The organism is Prevotella nigrescens (assembly GCF_031191185.1).
GTDB lineage: Bacteria > Bacteroidota > Bacteroidia > Bacteroidales > Bacteroidaceae > Prevotella > Prevotella nigrescens.
The window spans coordinates 485,583-510,904 of record NZ_CP133464.1 but is presented as its reverse complement, the minus strand read 5'-3'; the positions used below and the strand labels follow the sequence as shown (position 1 = coordinate 510,904).

Here is a 25,322-nt window from a genome sequence, read left to right as displayed (position 1 = left end):
TGGATATGGAAATAAAAGAATTGGGTGAATTTAAACTGATAGAACGGCTGACAAAGGATATTAAACCATCTAACCCCTCTACAATTACAGGAGTTGGCGATGATGCAGCTGTGCTTCGTTATTCAGATAAGGAGATTCTTGTCTCTTCCCATTTATTTATGGAGGGAATTCAATTCGATCTTACTTATATTGATATGAAACATCTGGCTTACAAATGCGCCATGGTTGCAATGACTAATATATTTGCAATGAATGGGCGTCCATGCCAGATAGTAGTTTCAATAGGTGTGGGGAAGCGGATTAAAGTAATAGACCTTGACCAATTTTATGAAGGTCTGCGAACAGCTTGTAGCAAATGGAATGTTGATATTGTAGGGGGCGACACAACGTCTTCTTATACGGGACTGGCTATTAATATTACTTGTATTGGCGAGTGCGGAAAAGAAGACATTGTATATAGAAAAGATGCACAACCAACCGATATAATATGCGTTTCTGGCGACCTTGGAGCTGCCTACATGGGACTGCAAATTTTAGAACGAGAGAAAGCTGTTTACTATCAGCAGGTAGAAGAATTTAATAAAAAGCTAAAGCAGGCACATGCCAATAATGATAAAAAGAGGATAGAGCTTCTGAATAACGAGCGTGCTATAATAGACAACTTCCAACCAGACTTCGTGGGTAAAGAATATCTGATAGATCGTCAATTAAAGCCGGAAGCACCTGGCGAAGTCTTAGAACAACTTCGTAATGCCAATATTAGTCCGACTTCAATGATTGATGTTTCTGATGGTCTTGCAAGCGATTTAAAACATATTTGCAAAGAAAGTAACGTGGGTTGTCGTATTTATGAAGATAAAATACCCATAGATTACCAGACGGCTACTACTTGTGAAGAGTTTAATATGAACCTTACAACGGCAGCATTGAATGGGGGGGAAGATTACGAACTTCTTTTTACAATTCCTATTGGAGACCATGCAAAGGTAGCATCGCTCAAAAATATTCACCAGATAGGTTATATCACGGAGAGCAGACTGGGCGAATACCTTATTGCAAGAGATGGGAACGAATTCCAGTTGACTGCGCAAGGCTGGGTTGAATAAGATATAATGTATTATTTGAGGCTGTTCCTAAGAATAAATGATGATATGATGCTTAGATAGGTTTTCAGAAGAGAAAAGATGAAACTTAATAGGTGCAAGAATGGAATACCAAAACCCATTGTTTTACATTGTAAAACAATGGGTTTTACGTTGTAGAACAGTGGGTTTTACATTGTCAAAGAGGTTATATCATTTTTTCTGGCTACATGCTTTCATTGTAAATAGTGGCTACATTCCTCATTATTGTAAATAAATGTTAAGTATTAAAATGTTTTGCAGAATATTTGCAGTAATAAAAAAAAAACAGTACCTTTGCACTCGCAAAATAGAAAGTGGTAACTTTAATAGAGTTTATAAATGGTGCCATAGCTCAGTTGGTAGAGCAAAGGACTGAAAATCCTTGTGTCCCCGGTTCGATTCCTGGTGGTACCACACAGATGTTTCGGAAAAAGAAGGTAACTATAGAGTGTCATAGATAATATTAACTATGGCACTTTTTTGTTTTTGACATGAATATTGTCTATCTGAGTGTTCTGTCTATTTGGGGAATTTCTATGCTATCCGTAAATAAGATCCATTATAACATAGGTGGCATACTTGCCAAGATACCGCGCCTTTAATTTATAAAGTACTGTAGGAACAAAAATACTCTATTGCACGTAGTTTTATAGGTGCATTCCTTTTATATTTATTATTTTATTTCTACCTTTGTACAATAAAAAGCTAACAAGATGTAACTATTTTATGAAAGTAGGATTATTTGTCCCGTGCTATGTTGATGCATTATATCCGGAAGTAGGCATGGCAACCTATAAGCTTCTGCGTGGATTAGGCCTTGATGTGAAGTATCCTGAACGACAAACTTGTTGCGGACAACCAATGGCGAATGGTGGTTTCCAGCGTATGTCGGGTAGCCTCGTGGAGAAATTCGAAGATGTATTTAAGGATTATGATTATATAGTAACTCCAAGCGTATCGTGTGCAGCCTTCGTGCAGTTCAACCACCCTCAACTTCATAAGCAAAAATGCTCTACGCCCGGGAAGACATTAGAATTGGTGCAATTCTTGCACGATGTTTTAAAAGTGAAAGAATTGCCAGGAAGATTCGAACACGTAGTTACTGTTCACAACTCGTGCCACGGAGTACGCGAGCTACGATTGAGTTCGCCCTCCGAAGAGCATATTCCAAGATATAGCAAGATAGTAGACCTTCTGAAACTTAAAGAAGGCATCACGGTGAAAGAACCCGAACGAGTAGACGAATGTTGTGGATTTGGCGGTATGTTTGCCATAGAAGAGCCAGATGTGAGCAGCCGTATGGGCGACGATAAGGTGAAGCGACACATGGAAACAGGCGCCGAATATATAACCGGCTCAGATTCTTCTTGCTTAATGCACATGCAAGGAGTGGCACACAAGAAGCACTACAATATTCAATTTAAGCATGTAGCTGAAATCTTGGCTGCTGGTATTTAGGTCATAACGAAGAGGAATAGAGATGGCAACAAGTCATGCAAAGAAAGCGGCAAAGTTTATATCAGACCCCGAAAGAGTAACCCGACACGACCAGACCTTCTGGGGACTTAGGGAAAAACGAGACATACAAGCTGCAATGCTTCCCGAATGGGAAGATTTAAGAGAACATGCGAGCGAGATAAAGGAACATACACTGACACATTTGGCTGACTATCTGGACGAGTTTTCAAAGAACTTGGAAAGCAATGGCGTTATTGTTCATTGGGCAAAAGATGCACAAGAGTTTAACGAAACAGCATACAGCATATTGGCAGACCACAGCGTGAGGAAGCTGGTGAAGTCTAAGTCGATGCTTACCGAAGAGTGCGAAATGAACAAATACCTTATGGCGAAAGGTATTGACGTTGTAGAAACCGACCTGGGTGAACGCATTTTGCAGCTAATGGACTTGAAGCCTGCTCATGTAGTGGTTCCGGCAGCACATATTACACGCGACGAGGTTGGCGAATTGTTTGAAAGGAAAGGTATATCGAAAGAGATTGGCAACCACGATCCAACCTATCTGACACAATGTGCACGCTACAGTCTGCGTCAGGAGTTCATAGAAGCCGAAGCAGGCATGACGGGCTGTAACTTCGGTGTAGCCGCTACGGGCGATTGCGTGGTGTGCACGAACGAAGGCAATGCTGACATGAGTACTTCCATTCCGAAACTGCATATCGTGTCAATGGGTATCGATAAGGTTGTTCCAAACTACGAATCGCTGGCTGTATTTCAACGTTTGTTAATTCGAAGCGCAACCGGACAACCTTCTGTTGCCTTTACTTCTCAATTCCGTAAAGCTCGTCCAGGTGGTGAAATGCACGTTATTCTGGTAGACAACGGACGAAGCGACATCATTGCGAACCCAGCGCATTGGCGGACTGCCAAGTGCATTCGTTGTGGTGCATGTATGAATACTTGTCCTGTCTATCGTCGCTCAATGGGCTATTCGTACAGTTATTTTATTCCTGGACCTATCGGTGTAAATCTCGGAATGCTCAGCAATCCGAAGGAACACAGCGGAAATGTTTCGGCTTGCTCGCTCTGTTTAAGTTGCGACATGGTTTGTCCTGTTAAGGTAGCACCAGGCAGTCAGATATATCATTGGCGTCAGGAGCTGGAAGGCTTTGGCACAGAGAACAAAGAAAAGAAATACATGGCTGTTGGAATGACTGCATTGTACGAACACCCAACGGTCTACAATATAGCAACGAGGTCCGCCCATATCGCAAACATCGTACCGCAGAAACTTATGGATATAAAGTTAAATCCATGGAGTGTAGGGCACGATATGCCACGATTTCCCAAGAAACCATTCCATGAACTCTACAAACAGATGATGGAAGAGGAGAATACTGAAGGGAAAGAATAAATGTTTTATGTTTTCATAAACGAAGACCAAGATGAAGAAAGAAGAATTACTCAATAAATTGCGCCGTAATGTTGTACGACAATTCGATATGCCAAGTAAACCTGTAGATGGTATTGTTTACAGCGATGTTACCAACCAGTTCGTAGAAATGTCTAAAACAGTTGGTGCTAAGGTTCTGGAAGTAAAAAGTAGCGACGATTTGAACTCTGTTATTCGGGAGACCTATCCAAATGCAAAGATATTTGCATCGAGCATAAACGGGATAGAAGCTGATTTGAATCCTGATACAATTGCGTCTGCTGCAGACTTAAATGGAACTGACGTGGGTATTATTCAAGGCGAATTAGGTGTAGCCGAGAATGGGTGCGTATGGATACCGCAGACAATGAAAGAACGTGCCGTGTGCTTTATTTCGGAAGAATTAGTTATCTTGCTTGATAAAGACAATATTGTTAGCAATATGCACGAAGCCTATAAGCGCATACAAATGCCACACTACGGCTATGGTGTCTTTATTTCTGGACCGAGCAAGACAGCCGACATAGAGCAGGCTTTGGTAATGGGGGCACAAGCTGCCCGCGGTGTTACAGTTATTCTTGTAGGATAAGTAAAACATACCCCACTCGTGGGGTACAAACATAGCCCTATTTACAAACAATAGCAATTCGTAGAACTCACGTCAATATACTACGTTATGCTCTCTCTATTCCCTTTGTTTCCAATAAAACAATGTTTTCTACGTGAGGTGTGTGGGGGAACATATCGACAGGCTGAACAGCTGTAACCTTATAATCTTTGTCCAAAAGTGCCAAATCGCGAGCCTGTGTTGCGGGGTTACAACTTACATAAACAATTCGTTGTGGGTGCGCGCTCAGAATTACGTTCACCACGTCGGCGTGCATGCCGGCACGAGGCGGGTCGGTAATAATTACTTCGGGGCGACCGTGTTGCTTTATAAACTCTTCGGTCAGAATATCTTTCATGTCGCCCGCATAGAACAGTGTATTAACAATGTTGTTTATCTTCGAATTTATTTTAGCATCTTCTATTGCTTCAGGTACATATTCAATGCCGATTACCTTCTTTGCCTTCTTTGCCACAAAGTTTGCGATGGTTCCCGTGCCCGTATATAAATCGTAAACCAGTTCATTGCCTGTAAGGTTGGCAAAACTGCGTGCAATACTATATAAATGGTAGGCTTGGTCGGTATTGGTCTGGTAAAAGCTCTTTGCCCCTACCTTGAAACGAAGGTTTTCCATCAGTTCAAACATATGGTCGTTGCCTTTGAACACGGTCAGTTCCAAATCGTTGAACGTGTCGTTTCCCTTTTGGTTGTCTACATACAGCAATGAAGTAATTTCCTGAAATTCATCAGCTATGAACTGCATCAAACCCATTGCGCGCGCTTCATCGCTTGCTTCATCGTAATGGAATTGAACGAGCACCAACCATTCTCCGGTGTTGGAGTTTCGCATCATAATGTCGCGCAACAAGCCGTGCTGCTCTCTGATGTCGTAAAAGCTAAGTCCGTGCTTCACGGCATAGTTGTAAATGGCATTCCTTACCTTATTACAATAGTCGTCCATGAGCACACATTTATTAATAGGATAAATCTTATCGAATGCGCCCGTTATATGGAAGCCTATTGCCCCCTGTCCCAATCCTACGCCTTCGGGCAATACTTCTAATTCTTCTTTGGTGTACCAACGTTTGTTAGAGCAGGCAAACTCAAGTTTGTTGCGATATTCTTCTGTTTTTTCAGAACCTAAGATGGGAGAGATTGTCGGCAGTTCAACCTTGCCAATGCGCTTTAGCTGGTCGAGGACTTGTTGTTGCTTGGCAGCCAACTGTTCCTTATAAGGAAGGTTTTGCCACTTGCAACCGCCACAAACTCCAAAGTGTTTGCATTTAGGAGCTATACGAATGGGACTTGGTTGTATCATTCTTACCACCGTAGCTTCGCAATAGCTGTGGCGTTTCTTGCGCACTTGCAAGTCTACAACATCGCCTGGTACCACGAACGGCACAAACACAACCATGTCGTTTACGTGTGCCACACATTTGCCTTCGGCAGCAACCGACTCTATCTTTACACTTTCTAATATAGGTAATGTTTTTCTTTTCCTGCTCATATTAATAAATTTGCTGCAAAGTTAGCTATTTTTTTCGACCTACGCATCGTACGCTAAGTAAAAGGGAGAAGTATTAATGCAGGATTTTTGTTACTGTGTAATGCAACATAGGCTGTATAAAAGAGTTTATACACCATATTTTGTGAGGCTTTTAGTGAAAGTTTTAAGAATAGTTCTCATTTTTTACAAAATGTCTGTACCTTTGCAAGGTGAAACTATAAACTTAATATTCGAGGGCGATTATATGAAAAAAATCTTTATGTTAGCTGCCATAGCGTTTCTTACATCTAATGTGTCTGCACAGACGACGAAGTGGATAGACAATGTGAAACTATCGGGATATGGCATTGCGCAGTATCAATTGACAACACAAGATAATGCGAAATCTAATTCGTTCAATCTGCGTTTGGGTCGTGTTTCTATAGATGGAAGGCTGTTTAATGATTGGGCATGGAAAGTCCAAATCCAATTTAATGGCAATACATCGACTTTAGGTTCATCGCCACGTGTTGTTGATTTATTTACCGAATGGCAGAAGTACACTTTCTTCCGCGTAAAGATTGGCCAGTTTAAGAACCCATTCACTTTTGAAAATCCAATTCACCCCATTACACAAGGCTTTATGGGCTATTCTCAAGTAGTTAGCAAATTCGCAGGATTTTCGGATAGAGCAGGAACACATAGTTCAAACGGGCGCGATATTGGTGTTCAAATTCAAGGTGATTTGTTGAAGAATGCTGCTGGCAGAAACTTGCTACACTATCAGGTTGGCGTGTTCAACGGACAAGGAATTAACGTAAAGGACGTAGACGAACAAAAGAATATTATCGGCGGTGTTTGGGTTATGCCTGTAAAGGGAATGCGCATTGGCTGGTTTGGTTGGACAGGTTCGTATGCCCGTAAGGGGACATGGACAGATGCCTACGGTGTACCGCAATCAGGCGTACGCAAGTTGCAACAACGTAGATATGCAATTTCTGCCGAATATGTAGTTGACGACTGGACTTTCCGTTCAGAATATGCACATTCTACAGGAGAAGCTTTTGCGAAATCGCTTGTAAGCACAAACGATGCAGCTGCAAAAGATTGTAATATAGGCAGCAATGGCAATAAAGCACAGGGAGTCTATGCTTTGGTGATAGCCCCTATAATAAAGCAGAAATTATATGGAAAAGCACGCTACGATATGTATCAGCCTTCTAAAGGTGCAGAGAAGCAACGCACATTATACGAGGTTGGTCTGAACTATGATTTTAACAAGAGCGTACGACTATCTACAGAATATGCTTATGTTCACGACCGTAGTTTGGCAAAACCAAACTACTCGTTAGTCGATGTACAATTAAGTTTTAAATTTTAGATAGATTACTAAAATGTAAAAAGAAAGTATCTGAAAAGATACTTTCTTTAGGATAACATCTATCTTCAATAATGAAAAAAACGCAAAGTAACAGGAAGAAACATCGTTACGATCTGTATTCTGAATTTAATCAACAGAAACATTCCTCGTTAGCACATAGAAGAAAAATAATAGCACGAATAATGCTAATCATTACATGTTTAATAGCTCTTGTCATCTTATTTTTTGTATTTTGGATATATGTCAAATGTTAGATTAGTGCTATTCTCTAATTTTAAAGAATGATGTGATCCGTCAAATGTGATTTGCATTATTTTATTTTGTATACTATGTTCATTGTTAAGAGATAGAGCGACATGTCCCATTGTGTGTCGAAAATTTATTTCAACGAGAGGATGAATACGATACGGAATAGTTGCGGAATAGGATAAATGTCTGTCCTCAACTATCATCATATCAATACCTAAGTATCCTTTATAATTGTGTTTAATATTACATTCCAATAGGTTTATTAAAGCAATTTTTATCGCGTCTAATAATCCTAAATCGATATACTGTTCTAATAGGCTGCGTTTTCTTTCTTCATTGTCAATGATGTTTCCTATATATGCGCCATGTAAGGATTGAAAGATAGATAAGCCGCAATATTTTACCTTATTGTCTACGTAGAATTCCATTGCAAAATCTTGTACCTTATTGTAATATGGCTCTAAGATAATGCCTTGTTGGTGTGCTATAATGTTTCTTGCCCAATTTATATGAACAGTAGATATTTCTCTGTCGGTAAATCGTAATCCTCTTCCGCTACCACTCCAAGGAGCTTTAATAACGGCATTTCCTATTTCTTTGGCTTTTGAACACAAATTATCAATATTATTAAAAAAGTAAGATTCTCCTACCATCGTGTCTTTAGGTAGCAATGTTTTCAAATTTGACAGCCAATTTATAGATGTCTTTCTATTATTTAGGTAGCGTATTTTAGAAAGTTGCACATCAGAAGGCAAGAGCATTGGCGATATTCCCAATCGTCTTAACTGCTCTTTTATTGTACAATCCCACCCCCAAGGTTGAATGGTATCTATTTTGTTTAAGAGTTGCTCTAAAGTATTTATATCAATAAAATGTATCTCTTTTTTCTTCAATCGTAGCACTTCAACAGATTTATTCGCCATCATAACATCATTTACTAATATAAGGTCGCCTTGATTAGCCCATATATAAGGTATGAAAGCTAAGTCGTTACGTATTTGCAATACAGCATTTGATGGGGTGTAGTTAGAATTATTTTGTGCTAACGCTATGTCGTGTTCTGGGTTAAATATGTGAAGTGTCATCTTGTTTCTTCATTATGTTTATGCGAGAATGCCGAAAGTTTATTTTCTATTTGCTGGATTTTTAATGCAAAGGTATAGCAAATATCTAAGAAGACAAAATATAAATAATAGTAAAAAGGTTGTTTTTGCAATCTATAGTTTGCAAATTAAAGAAATAAATATTATCTTTGCACACGATAATATTATTAGGTGTACGCACTTGTAAATGTGTTCTCTGGTGGTATTAGTCAGGATATGAAATAATTTAGCAGTTAGTAAGATGGATGCATTTTTCCGTACTCACACCTACTTAGTGGAACATAATTATGCTCCTGTGAGGCGTATGCTTATGGACGAAATAGATTGGAACGATCGTATGATAGGCATAAAAGGAACACGGGGCGTAGGGAAAACGACCTTTCTTCTTCAGTATGCGAAAGAGAAGTTTGGAGCTAACGACAGGAAGTGTCTTTACATAAATATGAATAACTTCTATTTTCAGGAAAGAGGGATTGCCGACTTTGCAGGAGAATTCTATAGAGGTGGTGGAAAAGTATTGCTTATTGACCAAATTTTCAAACAGCCTAATTGGAGCTATGACCTACGTAAGTGCTATGATAGCTATTCAGGACTAAAGATAGCCTTTACTGGTTCGAGTGTCATGCGCCTGAAGGAAGAAAACCCAGAGCTTAATGGAATCGTTAAAAGCTATAATTTAAGAGGCTTTTCGTTTAGAGAATTCCTAAACTATATGTCAGGACACAACTTCCCTTCCTACTCACTTGACGATATCATCAAAAACCACGAAGAGATAACAAGGCAGATATTACCAAAGGTTAGCCCACTAAAATATTTTCAGGATTATATTCATCATGGTTATTATCCTTTCTTTTTGGAAAACAGAAATTATTCTGAAAATCTGCTGAAGACAATGAACATGATGACCGAAGTGGATATTTTGCTTATCAAACAAATAGAACTAAAGTACCTTACAAAGATTAAGAAACTTTTTTACCTACTTGCTTTAGAAGGTCCGAAATCGCCTAATATAAGCAATTTGGCTAAAGAGATAAATACAAGTCGTGCAACTGTTATGAACTACATTAAGTATTTATCAGATTCACGTTTGATAAACATTATCTATACTGTTGGGCAGGAATTTCCTAAAAAGCCAGCAAAGGTGATAATGAACAATTCCAATCTTATTTACGCAATATATCCCATACATGTAGAACAGCAAGATGTAATGGAAACATTCTTTGTCAATGCTCTGTTGTCTGGGCATTTGGTGAACGAAGGAAACAAACAAGGAAATTATATAATAGACGAAAATAAGAGATTCAGGATTTGCGATGCGGAAAACGTAAAGATGCGTTTAAACAACGAAACTATTTACGCTCGCTATAATACAGAGATAGGGAAAGACAATAAAATTCCACTTTGGTTGTTTGGATTTCTATATTGATACGAAGCCTGAAGTGCAAGCACAAAACAAAACTACAATAAATATAGTAAAAGAAGAATTTGATATTAAACAGGCCTATACAAAACAGACCAAAAACATTATAGAAACATTTAATAAATAAAGACAATGGCGAAAGAAAAAAAGTACATTACCTGTGATGGTAATGAAGCTGCAGCTCATGTGAGCTACATGTTTTCAGAGGTAGCAGCTATCTATCCTATCACTCCGTCTTCTCCAATGGCGGAACATGTTGATACATGGTCAGCAAAAGGACGTAAGAATCTTTTCGGTCAGACTGTAACAGTTCAGGAAATGCAGTCAGAAGGTGGTGCTGCAGGTGCTATGCACGGTTCGCTGCAGGCTGGTGCACTCACAACAACATTTACTGCTTCACAAGGTTTGTTGTTGATGATTCCTAATATGTATAAGATTGCAGGTGAAATGCTTCCTTGCGTGTTCGACGTTTCAGCTCGTACAATCGCTACACACTCATTGTGCATCTTCGGCGACCATTCAGACGTTATGGCTTGTCGGCAGACAGGTTTCGCAATGTTCTGCTCTGGTTCAGTGCAAGAAGTAATGGACCTTACAGCTGTTCCACACCTTGCTTCATTGAAGACAAGCATTCCATTCGTAAATTTCTTCGACGGTTTCCGCACATCTCATGAATATCAGAAGATTGAGATGATAGACCAGGACGAAGTAGCCAAGCTCCTCGACCCAGAAGATGTGAAACGTTTCCGCGACCGTGCACTCTCTCCGGAATGTCCAGTAACCCGTGGTACTGCTGAAAACCCAGAGACATTCTTCACACATCGTGAAGCTTGCAACCAATACTACGAGAATATTCCAGAAGTAGTTGAAGACTACTTGGCAAAGATTAAGGACATTACTGGTCGTGAATACCACCTCTTCTCTTATTATGGTGCTAAAGATGCAGAAAATATCATTATCCTTATGGGGTCTGCTACCGAGGCTGCTCGTGAAGTCATCGATTATCAGATGAAGCAAGGCAAGAAGATTGGTATGATTTCTGTCCATCTCTATCGTCCATTCTCTGTGAAGCACTTGCTCGCCGCTGTTCCAAAGACAGTGAAGCGCATTGCAGTGCTCGACAGAACGAAAGAACCCGGTGCAGAAGGTGAACCATTGTATCTTGATGTTAAGAGCGCATTCTACGATGTAGAAAACAAACCATTGATTGTTGGTGGCCGTTACGGTCTCGGTTCATCTGATACCACACCGGCTCACATCATTTCTGTATTCAACAATCTTGAACTTGCCGAACCTAAGAACCACTTCACGGTAGGTATCGTAGACGATGTTACATTTACCTCTCTTCCACTGATTGATGAAATTCCGATGGGTGGCGAAGGTATGTTCGAAGCTAAGTTCTATGGTTTGGGAGCTGACGGTACTGTCGGTGCCAACAAGAACTCTGTAAAGATTATCGGCGACAATACCAACAAACACTGCCAAGCATACTTCTCTTACGACTCTAAGAAGTCTGGTGGTTTCACCTGCTCTCACTTGCGTTTCGGTGATAGCGAAATCCGTTCTACCTATCAGGTAAATACACCTAACTTCGTAGCTTGCCACGTTCAGGCATACTTACGTATGTACGACGTAATTCGTGGTTTGCAGAAGAACGGCACCTTCCTTCTGAACACCATTTTCGAAGGCGAAGAGCTTGTAAACTTCATTCCTAACAAGATTAAGCGTTACTTCGCTCAGAATAACATAACCGTTTACTACATCAACGCAACAAAGATTGCACAGGAAATTGGTCTTGGCAACCGTACCAACACTATTTTGCAGAGTGCATTCTTCCGCATTACGAAAGTAATCCCTGTTGATTTGGCAGTTGAGCAGATGAAGGAATTTATCGTTAAGTCTTACGGCAATAAGGGACAAGATGTGGTTGATAAGAACTATGCAGCCGTAGACCGTGGTGGCGAATACAAAACATTACCAGTAGACCCAGCTTGGGCGAACCTTGCAGACGATGAAGAAGATGCAACCGACGATGCTCCTGCATACATTAAGGAAATTGTCCGTCCTATCAACGGTCAGGTGGGCGACTTGCTGAAAGTTTCCGACTTCATCAAGTACGATATGGTAGACGGTACGATGAAGAACGGTTCTGCTGCGTTTGAAAAGCGTGGTGTTGAGGCTTTCTATCCGGAATGGACTTCCGAAAACTGTATTCAGTGTAACAAATGTGCTTACGTTTGCCCTCACGCTTGTATCCGTCCGTTCGTTCTCGACGATGAAGAAGTGAAAGGATTTGAAGACAAGACATTGGAGATGAAAGTTCCGAAGCCTATGGCAGGTATGCATTTCCGCATTCAGGTCAGCATTCTCGACTGTGTAGGCTGTGGAAACTGTGCTGACGTTTGCCCTGGTAACAAGAATGGCAAGGCACTTGCAATGGTTCCATTCACACACGACGAGCATCAAATCGGCAACTGGAACTACCTTGTTAAGAATGTTAAGACAAAGCAGCACTTGGTAGACATTAAGAGCAACGTCAAGAACTCACAGTTTGCCCAGCCATTATTCGAGTTCTCCGGAGCTTGTGCAGGTTGTGGCGAGACGCCTTACGTCAAGTTAGTTTCTCAGCTGTTCGGCGACCGAGAAATGATTGCCAACGCTACAGGTTGTTCTTCCATCTATTCTGCATCAGTACCTTCAACTCCATATACAACCAACGAACAGGGGCAAGGTCCTGCATTCGACAACTCATTGTTCGAAGACTTCTGCGAATTTGGTCTGGGTATGGCACTTGGCAACAAGAAGATGCGCGAACGTATTACCAAGCTCTTGAACGATGCTATGGCTGAAGAGCACGTATCAGCAGAATTCAAGACTGCAGCACAGGCATGGATTGATGCCAAGAACAACGCCGACGCATCTAAGGAAGCAAGTGTGGCATTGAAGCCGCTGATTGCTGCAGGTGCCGAAGCTGGTTGCCCAATCTGCAAGGAATTGAAAACATTAGACCACTATTTGGTAAAGCGTTCACAGTGGATTATCGGTGGCGATGGTGCTTCTTACGACATCGGTTACGGCGGTCTCGACCACGTTATCGCTTCTGGCGAAGATGTAAATATCCTCGTGCTCGACACAGAGGTTTACTCTAATACAGGTGGTCAGAGTTCTAAATCTACTCCACTCGGTGCCATTGCACAGTTTGCTGCACAGGGCAAGCGTATCCGTAAGAAGGATCTCGGTTTGATGGCAACGACTTACGGTTACGTATATGTTGCCCAAATCGCCATGGGTGCCGACCAAGCACAAACCCTCAAGGCTATCCGCGAGGCTGAAGCATACCCAGGTCCATCACTCATCATCGCTTACTCTCCATGTATCAACCACGGTCTGAAAGCCAAGGGTGGTATGGGTAAGAGCCAGGCAGAAGAAGGCCGCGCCGTAGAAAGCGGTTACTGGCACTTGTGGCGTTACAATCCACAGCTGGCAGAAGAAGGCAAGAACCCATTCTCTCTCGACTCTAAGGAGCCAGACTGGAGCAAGTTCCAAGACTTCCTGCTGGGTGAAGTTCGCTATCTCTCTGTCAAGAAAGCTTATCCAACTGAAGCACAAGAGCTCTTCGATGCGGCAGAGAAAATGGCAAAACTCCGCTACCAAAGCTATGTTCGCAAGAGCAAGGAGGACTGGAGTGAGAATGCTTAATACAATTTTATAAACTTTTTCGTAATGTACATTTGGTAGGCTGGTAATTCCAGCCTACCTTTTTTTATATTCAGGAATATCCATCTATGAACTTCTTTTTATCAACTTCATTCATTCCACTATGATTATGCAGTACCATTTTAAGTTATTAGTTTGTCTTGCCTGAGTTCAGGAGATTTCGTTCATCGAGGAACTCTTTCCACCCATCACACCATTAATCCCAAATCTCTAAGTTTGCAATATGAATTGCAAACTTAGAGATTTGGATTTAATATTTTTCGATACAAAAAATAGGGAACGCACTGTATAAAGTGCATTCCCTATCATTTTTCTGGAGATTATCTATCATCTTACGAGAGAACTTATAGGTGTAAAGACGATTCTTTATGCTCCAGCACCACTAAAAACTTCTCAGTCTCTTGCGGTTTGTGCACTAACTGCTTCCCAGTAATCAGAGCACCACCATCTAAATGTCATAAAATCAAAATCTAAATTAAAATGCAAGTCCCCCTGCGCGAATAACTATAAAGAACAAGGGGCTACCAGTTATTATATAATTACTATGAACGCGGCACTCCTCGAAGACTTCTTCGGTGCAACGAGAAGTTGCCGTTTTTCTTCTATTTCTTTATTTATCAAGTTTCTCTGCATTCATTGTTACCTGGATATGATTACCAGATTTCAATACAGTTTTGGCTATATTGCCAAGTGTCTGCGGTGTTATCGCCTTCATGACGGCATCGAAACCGTTGGCTCTATCAATACCGTAGGTAGCATAATCAGAGAGAACGTTCAACCAATAACTATTTTTCTTCAACGCTTCAGAGTGGTTTTTAAGAATTGACTCCTTTGCTCTTGCCACGTCGTCGTTGGTTATCTTCGTCTGTGCGTCGTAGATAATCTCCTTGGCGAGCTTCTTTGCAATGGCTGTCTTCTCCGGATTGGTTGCCAGTTCGCAGCCTATTACGAGGTAGTTTCCATTCAAGTCGTTTTCAAGGCTAACGCTTGGCATTGGTGTGTACACCGCACTTTCTTTCTCGCGGATAATCTCAAACATCTTATTCCAGAGGTATTGGCCCAGCACTTTCGCATTTAATAAGTTTTCAAGAGTATATGGAACCTTGTCAGAACGATAGGTATCGACAATCTTACTCTGTGGATTCGACATCTTAAAGCTGAAGCTCTTCTCTACATTTCCTTTTGTATAGTTGCGCATATCTGCCAGTTCTGCCTTCTTTTTGCTTGATGGGAGAGAGGCAATATACTTTGCAATGAGCGGGCGAATGGTTGCTTCGTCGAAGCTTCCGACGAACACGAAGGTGAATTCAGAGGCATTATTGAAGAGCTGACGATAGAGTTCGAGTGCCCGGTCGTAGTTGATATTGTCGATATCTTTAGGGTCTGGAGAGAGTACGTCGAGCTGTTTGTTGTGCTCATAATACATTACTGAGTCCTGGAAGACCATTTCCGGGTCGTTTGCTTTGCCCTCAATCTTTCCTTTCATGTACTGTGTTATGAGTTTATAGTAGTTCTCGTCTTTCTTAATCCCAGTGAAACTGAGGTTTATCATCTGCATTAATGTCTCTAAATTCTGGTTTACAGTAGAGCCACTAAGGTAGTGAAGGTCGTTGCTTATGCCTGCTTCTACGTTCGTAGTCTTGGTCTGTGCAATATTGGCAAGGTCGTTGATGTCTTTCGTTCCAAGTCCATGTATGCTTGCCATATCGTCCCAAAGCTTGCGCATAGCGAGGTTTTCGTTCTTGCCGATACTCTTTCCGCCAGCTGCAGTAGCCATCATAAGAATCTCGTTTGCCTTAAGGTCGGTCTTCTTCAAGATGACTTTCGCGCCGTTAGAGAGCGTTAATTCTTTGGCACCGAACTGTTTTAACACTTTCTCACCTACTATCTTGCCCGGCTTTGGCTCATTTAACATCATAGGTTCTTCCTTTGTGTTGTCCACATAAGCATCTACTTTCTCTGCACGAGCAGCGTTTACGATGCCTGGAAGTTCTGCTTTTGTAAAGCCTGTCTTGCCATCTTTCTCCTGAAGAATCACGCTGATAGCAAAGTTTTTCTCGTTTACGTTGATTAAATTCTTTGCCATTTCGTTGACAGTAGCCAGCGGAAGCATTGGAATAACCTGCCCGTAGAGTTCGTGTAGTTGCTCTATATTGCTGTAAGGTTCGCCTTCGAGGAAGTTGCTGATGAGCGTTTGGGCGTAGCTGTCGTTTGTTATTGTCGCACGATTGTTATAACGATTGTCGAGTGAAGCCTTGTAAGCTTCCTTCGCATGCTTAAATTCCGATTCGGTAAAGCCATACTGTCCGATGCGATTCATCTCACGAATGATTTGTGCCATAGCCTCTTTCTCTTTGCCAGGCTTAGGAACCACCACGATACCTTCGGCGTCACGAGTGATAGTCTGACCTGCATAGCCATCTACATTGCCTTGTGCAACCGTGATGTTTGACTCCGGTGCCTGTGCAATTTTCTGCATACGGTTGTTGAACATGATGTTTACAAGCGAGTACATTGGCTTGATGTAGAGGTACATAAGAGAGTTCTTCTCTTCCGGAGCAATGTATTCTATTTTGCGGTAGAGTTGGAAAATCTCTTGTGAAACCTCTTTATGGCTGCCAAAAGCATATAGAATCTTGTCGTTGTCGTCCACCATTACAGGTGTAGCTTTGGTTGCTTCCTTGGCTGGTTTCAGCCCGCCGAACAGGCGTTTTATGCTGGCTTCCACTTTGTCAGGGTCGATGTCGCCCACAATAAAGATAGCCTGATTGCCAGGGAAGTACCATTTGCGATAGTAAGCACGCAGTGTTTCAGGATTACATTTATCTATAACGTCCATGCTTCCAATGACTGTGCGCCGGCCATAGATGCTGTTTGGGAACAAGTCGGCATTGGCAGCACGTAGCAATCGCTGCATGGCGTTGTGTCCGCGGTACTCGTTGTGCACCACGTCTCGTTCTGTTTCAATTTGGTCAGCCGTGAGTGTCAGTCCCTGAGACCAGTCGCTTAATACGAGCAAACAAGAATCTACGAGTGCAGGACGCTTGGCATTGATACCTGTAAGAAAGTAAACAGTGTGGTCGGCAGTAGTGTATGCGTTCCAGCCACCGCCTGTTTTATCCATGAACTTGACCACGGAATCGTCGGGGAAGTGCTTTGACCCATTGAAAGCCATGTGTTCCAACAAGTGTGCAAGACCGTCCTGATTGTCTTGTTCTTGTATTGCTCCTACCTTGTGTGCTATGTAGAAGTTTACTTTACCCTCCGGATAGTTGTTTTTCCGAATGTAATAGGTTAGCCCATTGTCAAGGTGTCCTATCTTAACAGCAGCGTCGATGGGGGCTTTTGGCATATCTCCCATCTCGTTTTGTGCTGTTGCACTGGTTGTAAAAAGCACAAAAAGTGCAATAAAAATGTTTTTAATTCTCATATTTTATTCATGCTTAAAGTAGATATTTATTTTCTTCTTATTCTTTATTTCTTTATCATTTATTCTTCGATAGTACACCTCATTATACATAGGGAGCTAATCTTTAGCATGTAAGCTCTTGCCCCTGGTCGCCTTCTCTAAACTCTAATATGTCGCCCGGTTGGCAGTTCAGTGCTTCGCAAATGGCGTTAAGCGTTGTGAAGCGTATGGCTTTTGCCTTTCCGGTTTTTAGAATCGACAAGTTAGCAAGGGTAATGTTAACCCGTTCAGAAAGTTCGTTTAGCGACATTTTCCTCCTTGCCATCATTACGTCAAGGTTTACTACTATCATCTTTATTCCCTTCCTACACTGTTAATTGGTTTTCCTCTCGCATTTTAACGCCGATTGAGAATACCTCGTACACGATGAACGTGAATGGGACTTCAAAGAGACCGTTGGGCAGTTCGAGCGTACTTATTAGGTCGATGTTGCACCCTTCAAGACTAAACGACTGCTTTATGAAGTACACTTCAACCAATGTTATGGTCCACCACAATACATAATAGATGAGCGTACAGAACGCTAACCTCCGTATAAGCTTCAAGTTGCGTACCAGAAAGATATTTTCCGAATTGCGGAAACGCGCTATAAGTTTAAACGCAAGTATTAAAATCGTCAGCGAAAGTCCTGCCATAATCAAGAAACTCAGTCCTTTTACGGCGAGGAAATAGTGCGGCGATTTATAGTTAACATCTATGGTACGCATCCAGACCCGCTCTGGCTTGCCGGTTTTCTGGTTAATGAAAGTTGTTGGCGGAGCCTGCAAGCCAACCTTAAACGATACGGGTGTGGCAGTAGCCCAGTCTTCATCTTCCAATTGTTTCCTTTTTATGGCCTTGTATTCTTGTGATTTTGCATAGACGCTGTCCTGTTGCGCTTTCAGCTCAAGGTCGGTCATGTGTGCCCCTTCGGCATATCCATTAACAAGCGCCTTGCCCGCATCGTAGACGGTATAGAGCATCATGCAGGACATAATGCATAGTAACAAGGTGCAGTAAAGGTACAATCGTTTATTCATAGTGCCCTTTTGTTTAACAGATGTATTGCGAGTTGGTAGCCACACTTTATATTCTACAGTGCAAAAGTAGCTATAAATTTTATTTTTCCAAAATTTAAAACGACAATAATTTATTGTTTAACAATAATTTTATATTAAAGATTGGTAACCTCTTCCAATGTTGCAGACATATAACGTCTCCCGTCCAACATGCTCAAATTTTATCAGTCAGGTTGTAATCGTGTTTCTACAGAGCCGTGAAATGGTTTGTATAAATTCTAAAAAACGTTTAAATACCATAATGTTATAATATCTTTCGCACAATTAAAACTAAATTATTATCTTTGCTTTCGATAATAAAAAAATAGTAATAATGGAGAAATCAATTGTAAAATACTTAGGAAACTTCAGGGTAGAAGCTACCTATGAGGCTTCAGGACAGACGCTTAAAACCGATGCAGGCAAGGCTTCGGGTGGGTTAGGCGAGTATGCAACACCGGTAGACATATTGGCTCAGTCGCTCGCAGCGTGCACTTTAACTACCATTGCAATGCGTGCCAAGCGCGAAAACATCGATTTGACGGGTACCTATGCCGTAGTTGGCGAGATAGTGGAGGACCCTAAGACGCTGACGGTGGAGAAAATAGCTATCGAATTCCACGTAAAAGGCAATTTAGATGAAAATTTACGCAAGAAGTTCGAGAGCTTTGCACTGAAGGGTTGCTTTGTCGGCAACTCACTGAAAGCACAGAAAGACTTTACTTTCGTGTACGAAGAATAGAACTGTAGGTGTTCTATAGTTCTTGGAATACATAGTCTCCCTATAGCCCACAGTGTCCATAGGGAGACTATTTCTTTTATAATACTTATCCCTCCTCGGGTTTTCTTAGTTTCCCTTACTTCCTTTTAAGAGAGATTAGTCAGACACATTCAATTGTATCAACGCACTTCCATCACCTGATAAAGTCTTAAAATATCAAAAAATACCTACTTTATAAAAAGTGTATTTTGATAAATAAAGACCTTTTTTGTATCTTTGTGGCACTGAACAAGAGATTAAAACTTTCGCACAAATATAACTATTTAATATGAAGAACAATACAAGAAGCATTACGGACTTCTCTCAATTGATTGAAAGTCTGAACGAAAGTGGTATTAAAAATAATGTTGCCGTTGTCTGGGCAGAAGACAATCATACCCTCGATGCTGTTGAAATGGCTTGCAAGGCAGGTGTCATAATCCCCATTTTGGTATGCTCTCAACAAACAGCCGATAAGTTGAAAGGGAAATACGAGACCCTTTCTGCCAACGACCCGCAGGACGCTTCAGAAAAAGCAGTGGAACTTGTGCGGCAAGGAAAAGCCGACGCCCTGATGAAAGGATTTGTGAACACCGATGTATTACTACGCGCCATACTTAACAAAGAAAAGGGTATCCTGCCGAAAGGAAGTGTGTTAACTCATATCACAGCAGCCAAAATACCTTCTTATCCAAAGCTCTTGTTCTTTACCGACCCTGCCGTGCTTCCTTTCCCGACGCACGAACAACGCATGGAACAAATAAAATACGTATCTAATTTCTGCCATGCCTTCAATATAGAACAACCTAAAATCTCGCTCATTCACTGCTCGGAGAAACCCGACGGAAAGCATTTCCCATACACCGAGGGCTATCTTGAACTAAAGAAGATGGCTGCCGAAGGAGCATTTGGCAACTGTATAGTAGACGGTCCGCTCGATTTGAAGACTTCATGCTCGGCTGAAGCGTTGGCAGACAAGAAGATAGACTCTCCAATAGGGGGCGAAGCCGATGCCGTTATCTTCCCCGACATCGAGGCAGGAAATGTGTTCTACAAGGCCATAACGCTTTTTGCAGGAGCCGAAACAGCCGCCGTGTTGCAAGGAACACAGGTTCCCGTGGTGTTGGCGAGCCGCGGCGATACCGTAGAATCGAAGTTTTACAGCTTGGCACTTGCTGCCATCATCTCTAAATCAAAGAATAAATAAACCATGGCGTACAAGATTTTAGCCATTAACCCTGGCTCTACTTCAACAAAAATATCAGTGGCAAACAACTGCGAACCACTTTTTGTGGAAGATGTCAAGCACTCACGCAGCGAATTGGAACACTTCCATACCATCTTCGACCAGTACGAATATCGCAGGCAACGCATACTTCAGGAACTGCAACAACGTAACATTCCCCTCGATTTCAATGCCGTAGTAGGACGCGGAGGACTATCGAAAGCCGTAGAAAGCGGTGTGTATAGAGTGAACCCACAGATGATAGAAGACCAGCGCAAGGCGATTCATCAGCACCCATGCGACCTCGGTTGCAAGCTGGCTTATGATATTGCAGAGATGATTCCGGGCTGCCAGAGCTTCATAGCAGACCCCGGTGTGGTAGACGAAATGATACCGGAAGCACACATTACCGGACTTCCTGAAACTCCACGCATTTGTATTTGGCACGCATTGAACCAGAAGGCAGTTGGCCGTCGCTATGCGCGCGAACATAATACACAGTACAACAAGCTTAATTTAATTATTGCACACTTAGGTGGGGGCATTTCTTTTGCAGCCCACCGGCAAGGTCGTGCCATCGATGCAAACAATGCCTTGTCGGGCGACGGTCCCTTTTCTCCCGAGCGGACGGGTACGCTGCCCATGTCGGAAATAGTGCGCTTGTGCTATCACAGCGGTCTCACCGAAGAGCAAATGATGAAGAAGATAACGTCGCAGGGTGGGCTGCTTGCCCATTTAGGCACCAACGACTTCCGCGAAATACGTAAGCGCATAGATGCAGGCGACGAACATGCCCAGCTTGTCATATCTGCCTTGATATTGAACGTGGCTAAAGCAATTGCCTCTGAAGGTGCCGTGCTCTGCGGAAAGGTAGACGCCATCATTCTGACGGGGGGCATGTGTTACAGCGAATACCTTGTTAACGAGATTGAGAAGCGCATTGGCTATCTTGCCCCGGTTGTTGTTTATCCCGGTCAGGACGAGATGCTCGCCCTGACAGAGAATGCTCTTGCCGCACTGGAAGGCAAGCAGACGATAAAAGAATACTAAGCCGTTGAGCTTTCATTTATTGCATTCCTTACATTCGAAGTGGTGTTTATTGGTGGTTGTTTTACTGGCTTTTGAATGTGAGGAATGCGTTAAGTTTCAAACAGAAATATGTTAATATCCTTCCTTAATGGTTGCATAGTGTAACATTCACATTATCAACAAGAGGCGAAACGGTCTGTTTCGTCCTGCAAAGGAGCCTGTTTCGCATTGCAAAACAGGCTCTTTTTATGGGTAAGACCTATGCTTTCTGAAATCCGGACAATACGTTTTGCAATACATTGATGACAAGATGGTTATGCAATAGAAACTTTTATAAGAAATATTTAGATTTTACGGGCATACATAAAGATAGGGGACGAAGCACAAAGTTTCGTCCCCTATGTTTTTCTTGCTACGTTTTCTCTCCGTTCCAACAGCACCGATGCGGTCTGTCATAACCCGAATGGAAGTTCTGTATATGTAGCGTTGTCAGGGCTTTACAGCAATATCTTGTACACGGCATTGCCGATACGGACAACGTAGATGCCGCTTTCGGGCACTGGCAGGGTGTGCGAAGCCGTGAGATAACCTTGTGCTATCGTTGCACCTGCCATGTTGCAAACAGAATAACGGACGGGAGAGGCGAGCCTGCCCTGCGGTTCCATGACGATTCTGCCGTCTTTTCCGTACACCTTATATTGCTCGTTGCTGCCCGCTTTTGGGGTCTCTATCCCTGCAGGGAGCTTGCTTGTCTCAATGAAATTGGTGAAATAGTCCCAGCCGATGGCTTTCCGATACTTCTCTGCCGACCCGATTGGAACGTAAATGGGTATGTCTTTCGGTGCAGAACCGTCGAAAGGATTGATGCTATCAGTAAATCTCTGAGGGTCTATCGTACACACGGGGGGCGTTTCGGCGAGGGAATAGATTTTCTTTAAGCCCTTGACGTGCCTGAACGGAGCACCTTCGAGATACTTCACGGTAGAAGGCAGCACGATGGAATCTGCCAGACAATGCTCAAAGGCAAGCGCTTCTATGCGCTCCAAACCGTACGGAAGGGCTACTTTCAGCTTCTCGCAGTATCTGAAAGCCTCTCTTTTAACAGTTCTTACGTTTGCAGGGATTTCTGCATCTTCCAGTTCTCTGCACATACAACATAGGCCTTCGGGAATCTCGGTAAGTCCTTTGGGCAGCACAACCCGCTTTAACTTGTGGTTGTCGGATAATGCGTCCTTGCCCAATCGCTTTACAGAGTTAGGCAAAACAAGTTCTTTGAACGAAGAACTGCCTAAGCCCATTATGCCAATACTGTCGAGTCCCTCGGGTAAAATCAGCTCCGATATATACGTATTGCTAAACGCTACGTTTGAAATGGTCTTGATTGTAGAGGGCAAAACCACTGCTTTTACTTTGGCAGCATAGAGAAAACAGGCATCGGGAATTTCGGTTACGCCTTCCGGAAACACTATCGGATTGATGTCGAGCCACTTGTCTAAGTAGAAGCAAGCCTCTCCCATCTTTTTCAAGAGGCAGGAATATTGACCTTGCGCAGTGTCAGGCAATAGAAAGCGAAGTCGCCAAACTCTGTTATATCGTCGGGAAGGATAACGCGATCAATATCCAAGTAGTATCCATGGGAGCTCAATTCTGCATCTGCAAAGCCACAATTGGGTATCTTATGGTTCTCTACTTGCGCATATTGCAGGTTGATGATGCGCAAGATGCCGTATCTTGCACAACGCACCATCGTCTTGAAGTCGGCTTCATTGATGGGTCCGTGCACTATCAGCGAGTCTGTCTTGTCCCACTTGTCGCCTAAGACTTGCTCTAATTCTCCATACTTGCTCACTCTTGCATCGAAGAAATGAGCTTGTCCGCACACCTTCTGAACACAGGTAAATACGAGAGGTAGTAACAAAAGTATTATTCTTCTCATAATCGTTTAGTGTTAAATTAAACTTCGGTTATCTATGCTTTTGGTAGCAAATTTAGGCATAAAAATCGATAAATCCAAATCTATTTGCTGTTTTTTATGCAGAAATCAGAGAAAATATTTGTCTTTGGCGTCTGTTTGTAGCTCTGCAATCGGCTCGGTAAAGATTTAGCAAAGAAGTGCCTTTTGCCGTACAAGACAGAGGCTAAGACACACTGAAAAGAGTGGATAGCATGTGTAGGAGCATGATTTATCACGTTCCTGACACCCACGAAACAACAGCATTACTATGAAGAATGTGATAAATCGTGTCCCTTCAGCCCGTCTGAATGCTCACAGCTTATACAGAGTGATTTTACAGATAAATAGCTCTGATTTTGTAAAGATAATTCTCTTAGGAATCGATAACTGCGCTTTGGCATTGCGAAAGCGGTTGTTTTAGGGCACAAAAACCACGCTTTTACCGTACAAAACGGTCTGTTTCGGAACGCAAAACAACAGGTTTTGTAATGTATTGACAGCGAGATTGTTATACAATAGATATTCTTGTAAAAAATATTAACATCTTTATTTTCTGTTTTTCATCTATATAATGAGGTGGACAGGTGGAACGATGGGGTTGCAGTTTGTTGCATTCCTTATTGTTAGGGTAGTGTTCGTGGGCGATGAGAACGTGAACGATAATACGCCTCCGCACAACAACAGCCACATAAGCGAGTCTGAAATATGCACTTTTACGTATGCTTTAAACCTTATTTAGCCACTGTCTAAACTTAGCTATCGAACGAAAAAAAGTAGCAGATTGTTATTTGCTGCAATATATATTTCGTACTTTTGCAGTGTGAACAAGATATTTTGGATAGATTTCAATACAATAGAAATACTCTAAGACAGGGCAACAAAGAGGCAAACTGCATCTTTTTCTGTTAAATAGAAAACGACAAGCGTGTTCAGGAACAACCACGTTGCCCACTAAAAAAATACGTATAACAAACAAAAACAAAACATTATGAAGAAGACATTTATTTGTACTGTATGCGGATACATGTACGAAGGAACAGAAGCGCCGGCTGAATGCCCGGTTTGCCACGCAAAGGCTGACAAGTTCAAGGCATTCGATGCCAAGGCAATTAAAGGAACAAAGACCGAAGCAAACCTTAAAACTGCATTTGCAGGAGAGAGTCAGGCACGCATGAAATACGACTATTATGCTGGTCAGGCACGCAAAGACGGCTACCAACAGATTGCTGCCCTCTTCGAAGAAACAGCCATTAACGAGCGCATGCACGCCAAATTGTGGTTCAAATTCCTGCACGATGCCGGTATTCCGGACACTGTAGCGAACCTTAAAGATGCGGCTGACGGAGAGAATTACGAGTGGACCGACATGTACGACACCATGGCTAAAGAGGCTATGGAAGAAGGTTTCCCAGAGCTTGCTGTCAAGTTCCGTACCGTCGGAGCTATCGAAAAGAAGCACGAGGAGCGCTATCGCAAGTTGCTGAAGAACATTGAAGACAAGATTGTTTTCTCACGCGACGGCTCTGCAATATGGCAATGCCGCCAGTGTGGCAACATCGTTATTGGCAAGGAAGCCCCCGAAGTGTGCCCTGTTTGTAGCCACCCACAGAGCTACTTCCAGCTGCAAGAAAACAACTTCTAATCGGTTTCATTTACCGAAGAGGCAATGTCGGCAGTCTAATATCTCCTTTCTTCTGCTGTCAGGACATTGCCAACAAACCTGGAAAGCGAGATGCCCGATGTGGCGTTTCGCTTTTTCTGTTCTGTACAGACAGCATTCTGATGAAAGTAAAAGTTTGTCCGCCCTCCTAAGAAAATCGTCCTTATGCTTTGCGGACCATTCTTCTTAAATAACATTTAGCATTTTTCTT

At 42.3% G+C, this 25,322-nt stretch carries 19 protein-coding genes, 1 tRNA gene and 1 pseudogene; 13 read left to right on the top strand and 8 right to left on the bottom strand.

Features of this window, described 5'->3' with window-relative positions:
• The first annotated feature begins 5 nt into the window (after positions 1 to 5).
• The 5 genes from RDV52_RS01920 to RDV52_RS01900 all read left to right on the top strand — a co-directional run bounded on the left by RDV52_RS01920 (position 6) and on the right by RDV52_RS01900 (position 4,603).
• A complete protein-coding gene (locus RDV52_RS01920) occupies positions 6 to 1,106 on the top strand; it encodes a thiamine-phosphate kinase (protein WP_040557341.1) in 1,101 nt (366 codons plus the stop codon).
• A 359-nt stretch (positions 1,107 to 1,465) separates the two neighbouring features.
• Positions 1,466 to 1,538: transfer RNA gene (locus tag RDV52_RS01915), tRNA-Phe, on the top strand.
• A 312-nt stretch (positions 1,539 to 1,850) separates the two neighbouring features.
• Complete coding sequence (locus tag RDV52_RS01910; protein WP_004367671.1) at positions 1,851 to 2,582, top strand: (Fe-S)-binding protein; 732 nt, start codon at positions 1,851 to 1,853, stop codon at positions 2,580 to 2,582.
• Between the two features lie 22 nt (positions 2,583 to 2,604).
• Entirely contained in the window at positions 2,605 to 3,996 is a 1,392-nt protein-coding gene (locus tag RDV52_RS01905) for a lactate utilization protein B (RefSeq protein ID WP_004367672.1), read from the top strand.
• 31 nt (positions 3,997 to 4,027) lie between these two features.
• Positions 4,028 to 4,603 carry a LutC/YkgG family protein gene (locus RDV52_RS01900; RefSeq protein WP_004367673.1) on the top strand — a complete coding sequence of 192 codons (576 nt, stop codon included), beginning with the start codon at positions 4,028 to 4,030 and terminating at the stop codon, positions 4,601 to 4,603.
• Between the two features lie 85 nt (positions 4,604 to 4,688).
• On the opposite strand, the gene rlmD is transcribed toward RDV52_RS01900, so the two are convergent.
• Positions 4,689 to 6,128 carry a 23S rRNA (uracil(1939)-C(5))-methyltransferase RlmD gene (rlmD, locus tag RDV52_RS01895; protein WP_004367674.1) on the bottom strand — a complete coding sequence of 480 codons (1,440 nt, stop codon included), beginning with the start codon at positions 6,126 to 6,128 and terminating at the stop codon, positions 4,689 to 4,691.
• Positions 6,129 to 6,372: 244 nt separating this feature from the next.
• Between rlmD and RDV52_RS01890 the strand changes: the two genes are divergently transcribed.
• A complete protein-coding gene (locus RDV52_RS01890) occupies positions 6,373 to 7,488 on the top strand; it encodes a porin (RefSeq protein WP_040557343.1) in 1,116 nt (371 codons plus the stop codon).
• A gap of 218 nt (positions 7,489 to 7,706) precedes the next feature.
• Here RDV52_RS01890 and RDV52_RS01885 read toward each other — a convergent pair whose 3' ends face one another.
• Positions 7,707 to 8,822 (bottom strand): hypothetical protein, encoded by a 1,116-nt coding sequence (locus tag RDV52_RS01885; protein ID WP_004363789.1) that lies wholly within the window; start codon positions 8,820 to 8,822, stop codon positions 7,707 to 7,709.
• Positions 8,823 to 9,081: 259 nt separating this feature from the next.
• Between RDV52_RS01885 and RDV52_RS01880 the strand changes: the two genes are divergently transcribed.
• Together RDV52_RS01880 and nifJ are read left to right on the top strand one after the other, a co-directional pair.
• Entirely contained in the window at positions 9,082 to 10,266 is a 1,185-nt protein-coding gene (locus RDV52_RS01880) for an ATP-binding protein (protein ID WP_004363790.1), read from the top strand.
• A 126-nt stretch (positions 10,267 to 10,392) separates the two neighbouring features.
• Entirely contained in the window at positions 10,393 to 13,959 is a 3,567-nt protein-coding gene (gene nifJ / locus RDV52_RS01875; RefSeq protein ID WP_004367678.1) for a pyruvate:ferredoxin (flavodoxin) oxidoreductase, read from the top strand.
• Positions 13,960 to 14,018: 59 nt separating this feature from the next.
• Here nifJ and RDV52_RS11225 read toward each other — a convergent pair.
• The 4 genes and pseudogenes from RDV52_RS11225 to RDV52_RS01860 all read right to left on the bottom strand — a co-directional run.
• A pseudogene (locus tag RDV52_RS11225) lies at positions 14,019 to 14,173 on the bottom strand (IS256 family transposase, variant Zn-binding type); the annotation flags it as partial.
• Between the two features lie 414 nt (positions 14,174 to 14,587).
• The gene (locus RDV52_RS01870) at positions 14,588 to 17,407 is read right to left on the bottom strand and encodes a M16 family metallopeptidase (protein WP_004367679.1); all 2,820 of its coding nucleotides are present in this window, start codon (positions 17,405 to 17,407) and stop codon (positions 14,588 to 14,590) included.
• A 103-nt stretch (positions 17,408 to 17,510) separates the two neighbouring features.
• Complete coding sequence (locus RDV52_RS01865; RefSeq protein WP_004367680.1) at positions 17,511 to 17,738, bottom strand: helix-turn-helix domain-containing protein; 228 nt, start codon at positions 17,736 to 17,738, stop codon at positions 17,511 to 17,513.
• Between the two features lie 13 nt (positions 17,739 to 17,751).
• Entirely contained in the window at positions 17,752 to 18,465 is a 714-nt protein-coding gene (locus tag RDV52_RS01860) for a DUF2975 domain-containing protein (protein WP_040557345.1), read from the bottom strand.
• A 352-nt stretch (positions 18,466 to 18,817) separates the two neighbouring features.
• On the opposite strand from RDV52_RS01860, the gene RDV52_RS01855 reads away from it, so the two are divergent.
• The 3 genes from RDV52_RS01855 (at position 18,818) to buk (ending at position 21,518) form a co-directional block, all read left to right on the top strand.
• On the top strand, positions 18,818 to 19,225 hold the full coding sequence (locus RDV52_RS01855) for an OsmC family protein (RefSeq protein WP_004367683.1): 408 nt from the start codon (positions 18,818 to 18,820) through the stop codon (positions 19,223 to 19,225).
• A 307-nt stretch (positions 19,226 to 19,532) separates the two neighbouring features.
• On the top strand, positions 19,533 to 20,450 hold the full coding sequence (locus tag RDV52_RS01850) for a phosphate acyltransferase (RefSeq protein WP_004367685.1): 918 nt from the start codon (positions 19,533 to 19,535) through the stop codon (positions 20,448 to 20,450).
• 3 nt (positions 20,451 to 20,453) lie between these two features.
• The gene (gene buk / locus RDV52_RS01845; protein ID WP_004367687.1) at positions 20,454 to 21,518 is read left to right on the top strand and encodes a butyrate kinase; all 1,065 of its coding nucleotides are present in this window, start codon (positions 20,454 to 20,456) and stop codon (positions 21,516 to 21,518) included.
• A gap of 476 nt (positions 21,519 to 21,994) precedes the next feature.
• Here buk and RDV52_RS01840 read toward each other — a convergent pair whose 3' ends face one another.
• A complete protein-coding gene (locus tag RDV52_RS01840; RefSeq protein ID WP_004367690.1) occupies positions 21,995 to 23,014 on the bottom strand; it encodes a leucine-rich repeat domain-containing protein in 1,020 nt (339 codons plus the stop codon).
• Positions 23,015 to 23,019: 5 nt separating this feature from the next.
• Complete coding sequence (locus RDV52_RS01835; RefSeq protein WP_004367691.1) at positions 23,020 to 23,433, bottom strand: leucine-rich repeat domain-containing protein; 414 nt, start codon at positions 23,431 to 23,433, stop codon at positions 23,020 to 23,022.
• Positions 23,434 to 24,022: 589 nt separating this feature from the next.
• On the opposite strand from RDV52_RS01835, the gene RDV52_RS01830 reads away from it, so the two are divergent.
• Together RDV52_RS01830 and rbr are read left to right on the top strand one after the other, a co-directional pair.
• Positions 24,023 to 24,190 (top strand): hypothetical protein, encoded by a 168-nt coding sequence (locus RDV52_RS01830; RefSeq protein ID WP_155799712.1) that lies wholly within the window; start codon positions 24,023 to 24,025, stop codon positions 24,188 to 24,190.
• A gap of 249 nt (positions 24,191 to 24,439) precedes the next feature.
• Positions 24,440 to 25,093, top strand: coding sequence for a rubrerythrin (gene rbr, locus RDV52_RS01825; protein ID WP_004364910.1), 654 nt, complete (start codon positions 24,440 to 24,442; stop codon positions 25,091 to 25,093).
• The last annotated feature ends 229 nt before the right edge of the window (positions 25,094 to 25,322 follow it).

Excerpts from the sequence above, each read along its gene's own strand:
- rlmD (WP_004367674.1), bottom strand. The coding sequence starts at position 6,128 with ATGAGCAGGAAAAGAAAAACATTACCTATATTAGAAAGTGTAAAGATA.
- RDV52_RS01910 (WP_004367671.1), top strand. The coding sequence starts at position 1,851 with ATGAAAGTAGGATTATTTGTCCCGTGCTATGTTGATGCATTATATCCG.
- buk (WP_004367687.1), top strand. The coding sequence starts at position 20,454 with ATGGCGTACAAGATTTTAGCCATTAACCCTGGCTCTACTTCAACAAAA.
- RDV52_RS01855 (WP_004367683.1), top strand. The coding sequence starts at position 18,818 with ATGGAGAAATCAATTGTAAAATACTTAGGAAACTTCAGGGTAGAAGCT.
- RDV52_RS01905 (WP_004367672.1), top strand. The coding sequence starts at position 2,605 with ATGGCAACAAGTCATGCAAAGAAAGCGGCAAAGTTTATATCAGACCCC.
- RDV52_RS01880 (WP_004363790.1), top strand. The coding sequence starts at position 9,082 with ATGGATGCATTTTTCCGTACTCACACCTACTTAGTGGAACATAATTAT.
- RDV52_RS01835 (WP_004367691.1), bottom strand. The coding sequence starts at position 23,433 with ATGAGAAGAATAATACTTTTGTTACTACCTCTCGTATTTACCTGTGTT.
- RDV52_RS01900 (WP_004367673.1), top strand. The coding sequence starts at position 4,028 with ATGAAGAAAGAAGAATTACTCAATAAATTGCGCCGTAATGTTGTACGA.
- RDV52_RS01850 (WP_004367685.1), top strand. The coding sequence starts at position 19,533 with ATGAAGAACAATACAAGAAGCATTACGGACTTCTCTCAATTGATTGAA.
- rbr (WP_004364910.1), top strand. The coding sequence starts at position 24,440 with ATGAAGAAGACATTTATTTGTACTGTATGCGGATACATGTACGAAGGA.
- RDV52_RS01840 (WP_004367690.1), bottom strand. The coding sequence starts at position 23,014 with ATGGGAGAGGCTTGCTTCTACTTAGACAAGTGGCTCGACATCAATCCG.
- RDV52_RS01890 (WP_040557343.1), top strand. The coding sequence starts at position 6,373 with ATGAAAAAAATCTTTATGTTAGCTGCCATAGCGTTTCTTACATCTAAT.
- RDV52_RS01830 (WP_155799712.1), top strand. The coding sequence starts at position 24,023 with ATGAGGTGGACAGGTGGAACGATGGGGTTGCAGTTTGTTGCATTCCTT.
- RDV52_RS01920 (WP_040557341.1), top strand. The coding sequence starts at position 6 with ATGGAAATAAAAGAATTGGGTGAATTTAAACTGATAGAACGGCTGACA.
- RDV52_RS01865 (WP_004367680.1), bottom strand. The coding sequence starts at position 17,738 with ATGATAGTAGTAAACCTTGACGTAATGATGGCAAGGAGGAAAATGTCG.
- RDV52_RS01860 (WP_040557345.1), bottom strand. The coding sequence starts at position 18,465 with ATGAATAAACGATTGTACCTTTACTGCACCTTGTTACTATGCATTATG.
- RDV52_RS01870 (WP_004367679.1), bottom strand. The coding sequence starts at position 17,407 with ATGAGAATTAAAAACATTTTTATTGCACTTTTTGTGCTTTTTACAACC.
- RDV52_RS01885 (WP_004363789.1), bottom strand. The coding sequence starts at position 8,822 with ATGACACTTCACATATTTAACCCAGAACACGACATAGCGTTAGCACAA.
- nifJ (WP_004367678.1), top strand. The coding sequence starts at position 10,393 with ATGGCGAAAGAAAAAAAGTACATTACCTGTGATGGTAATGAAGCTGCA.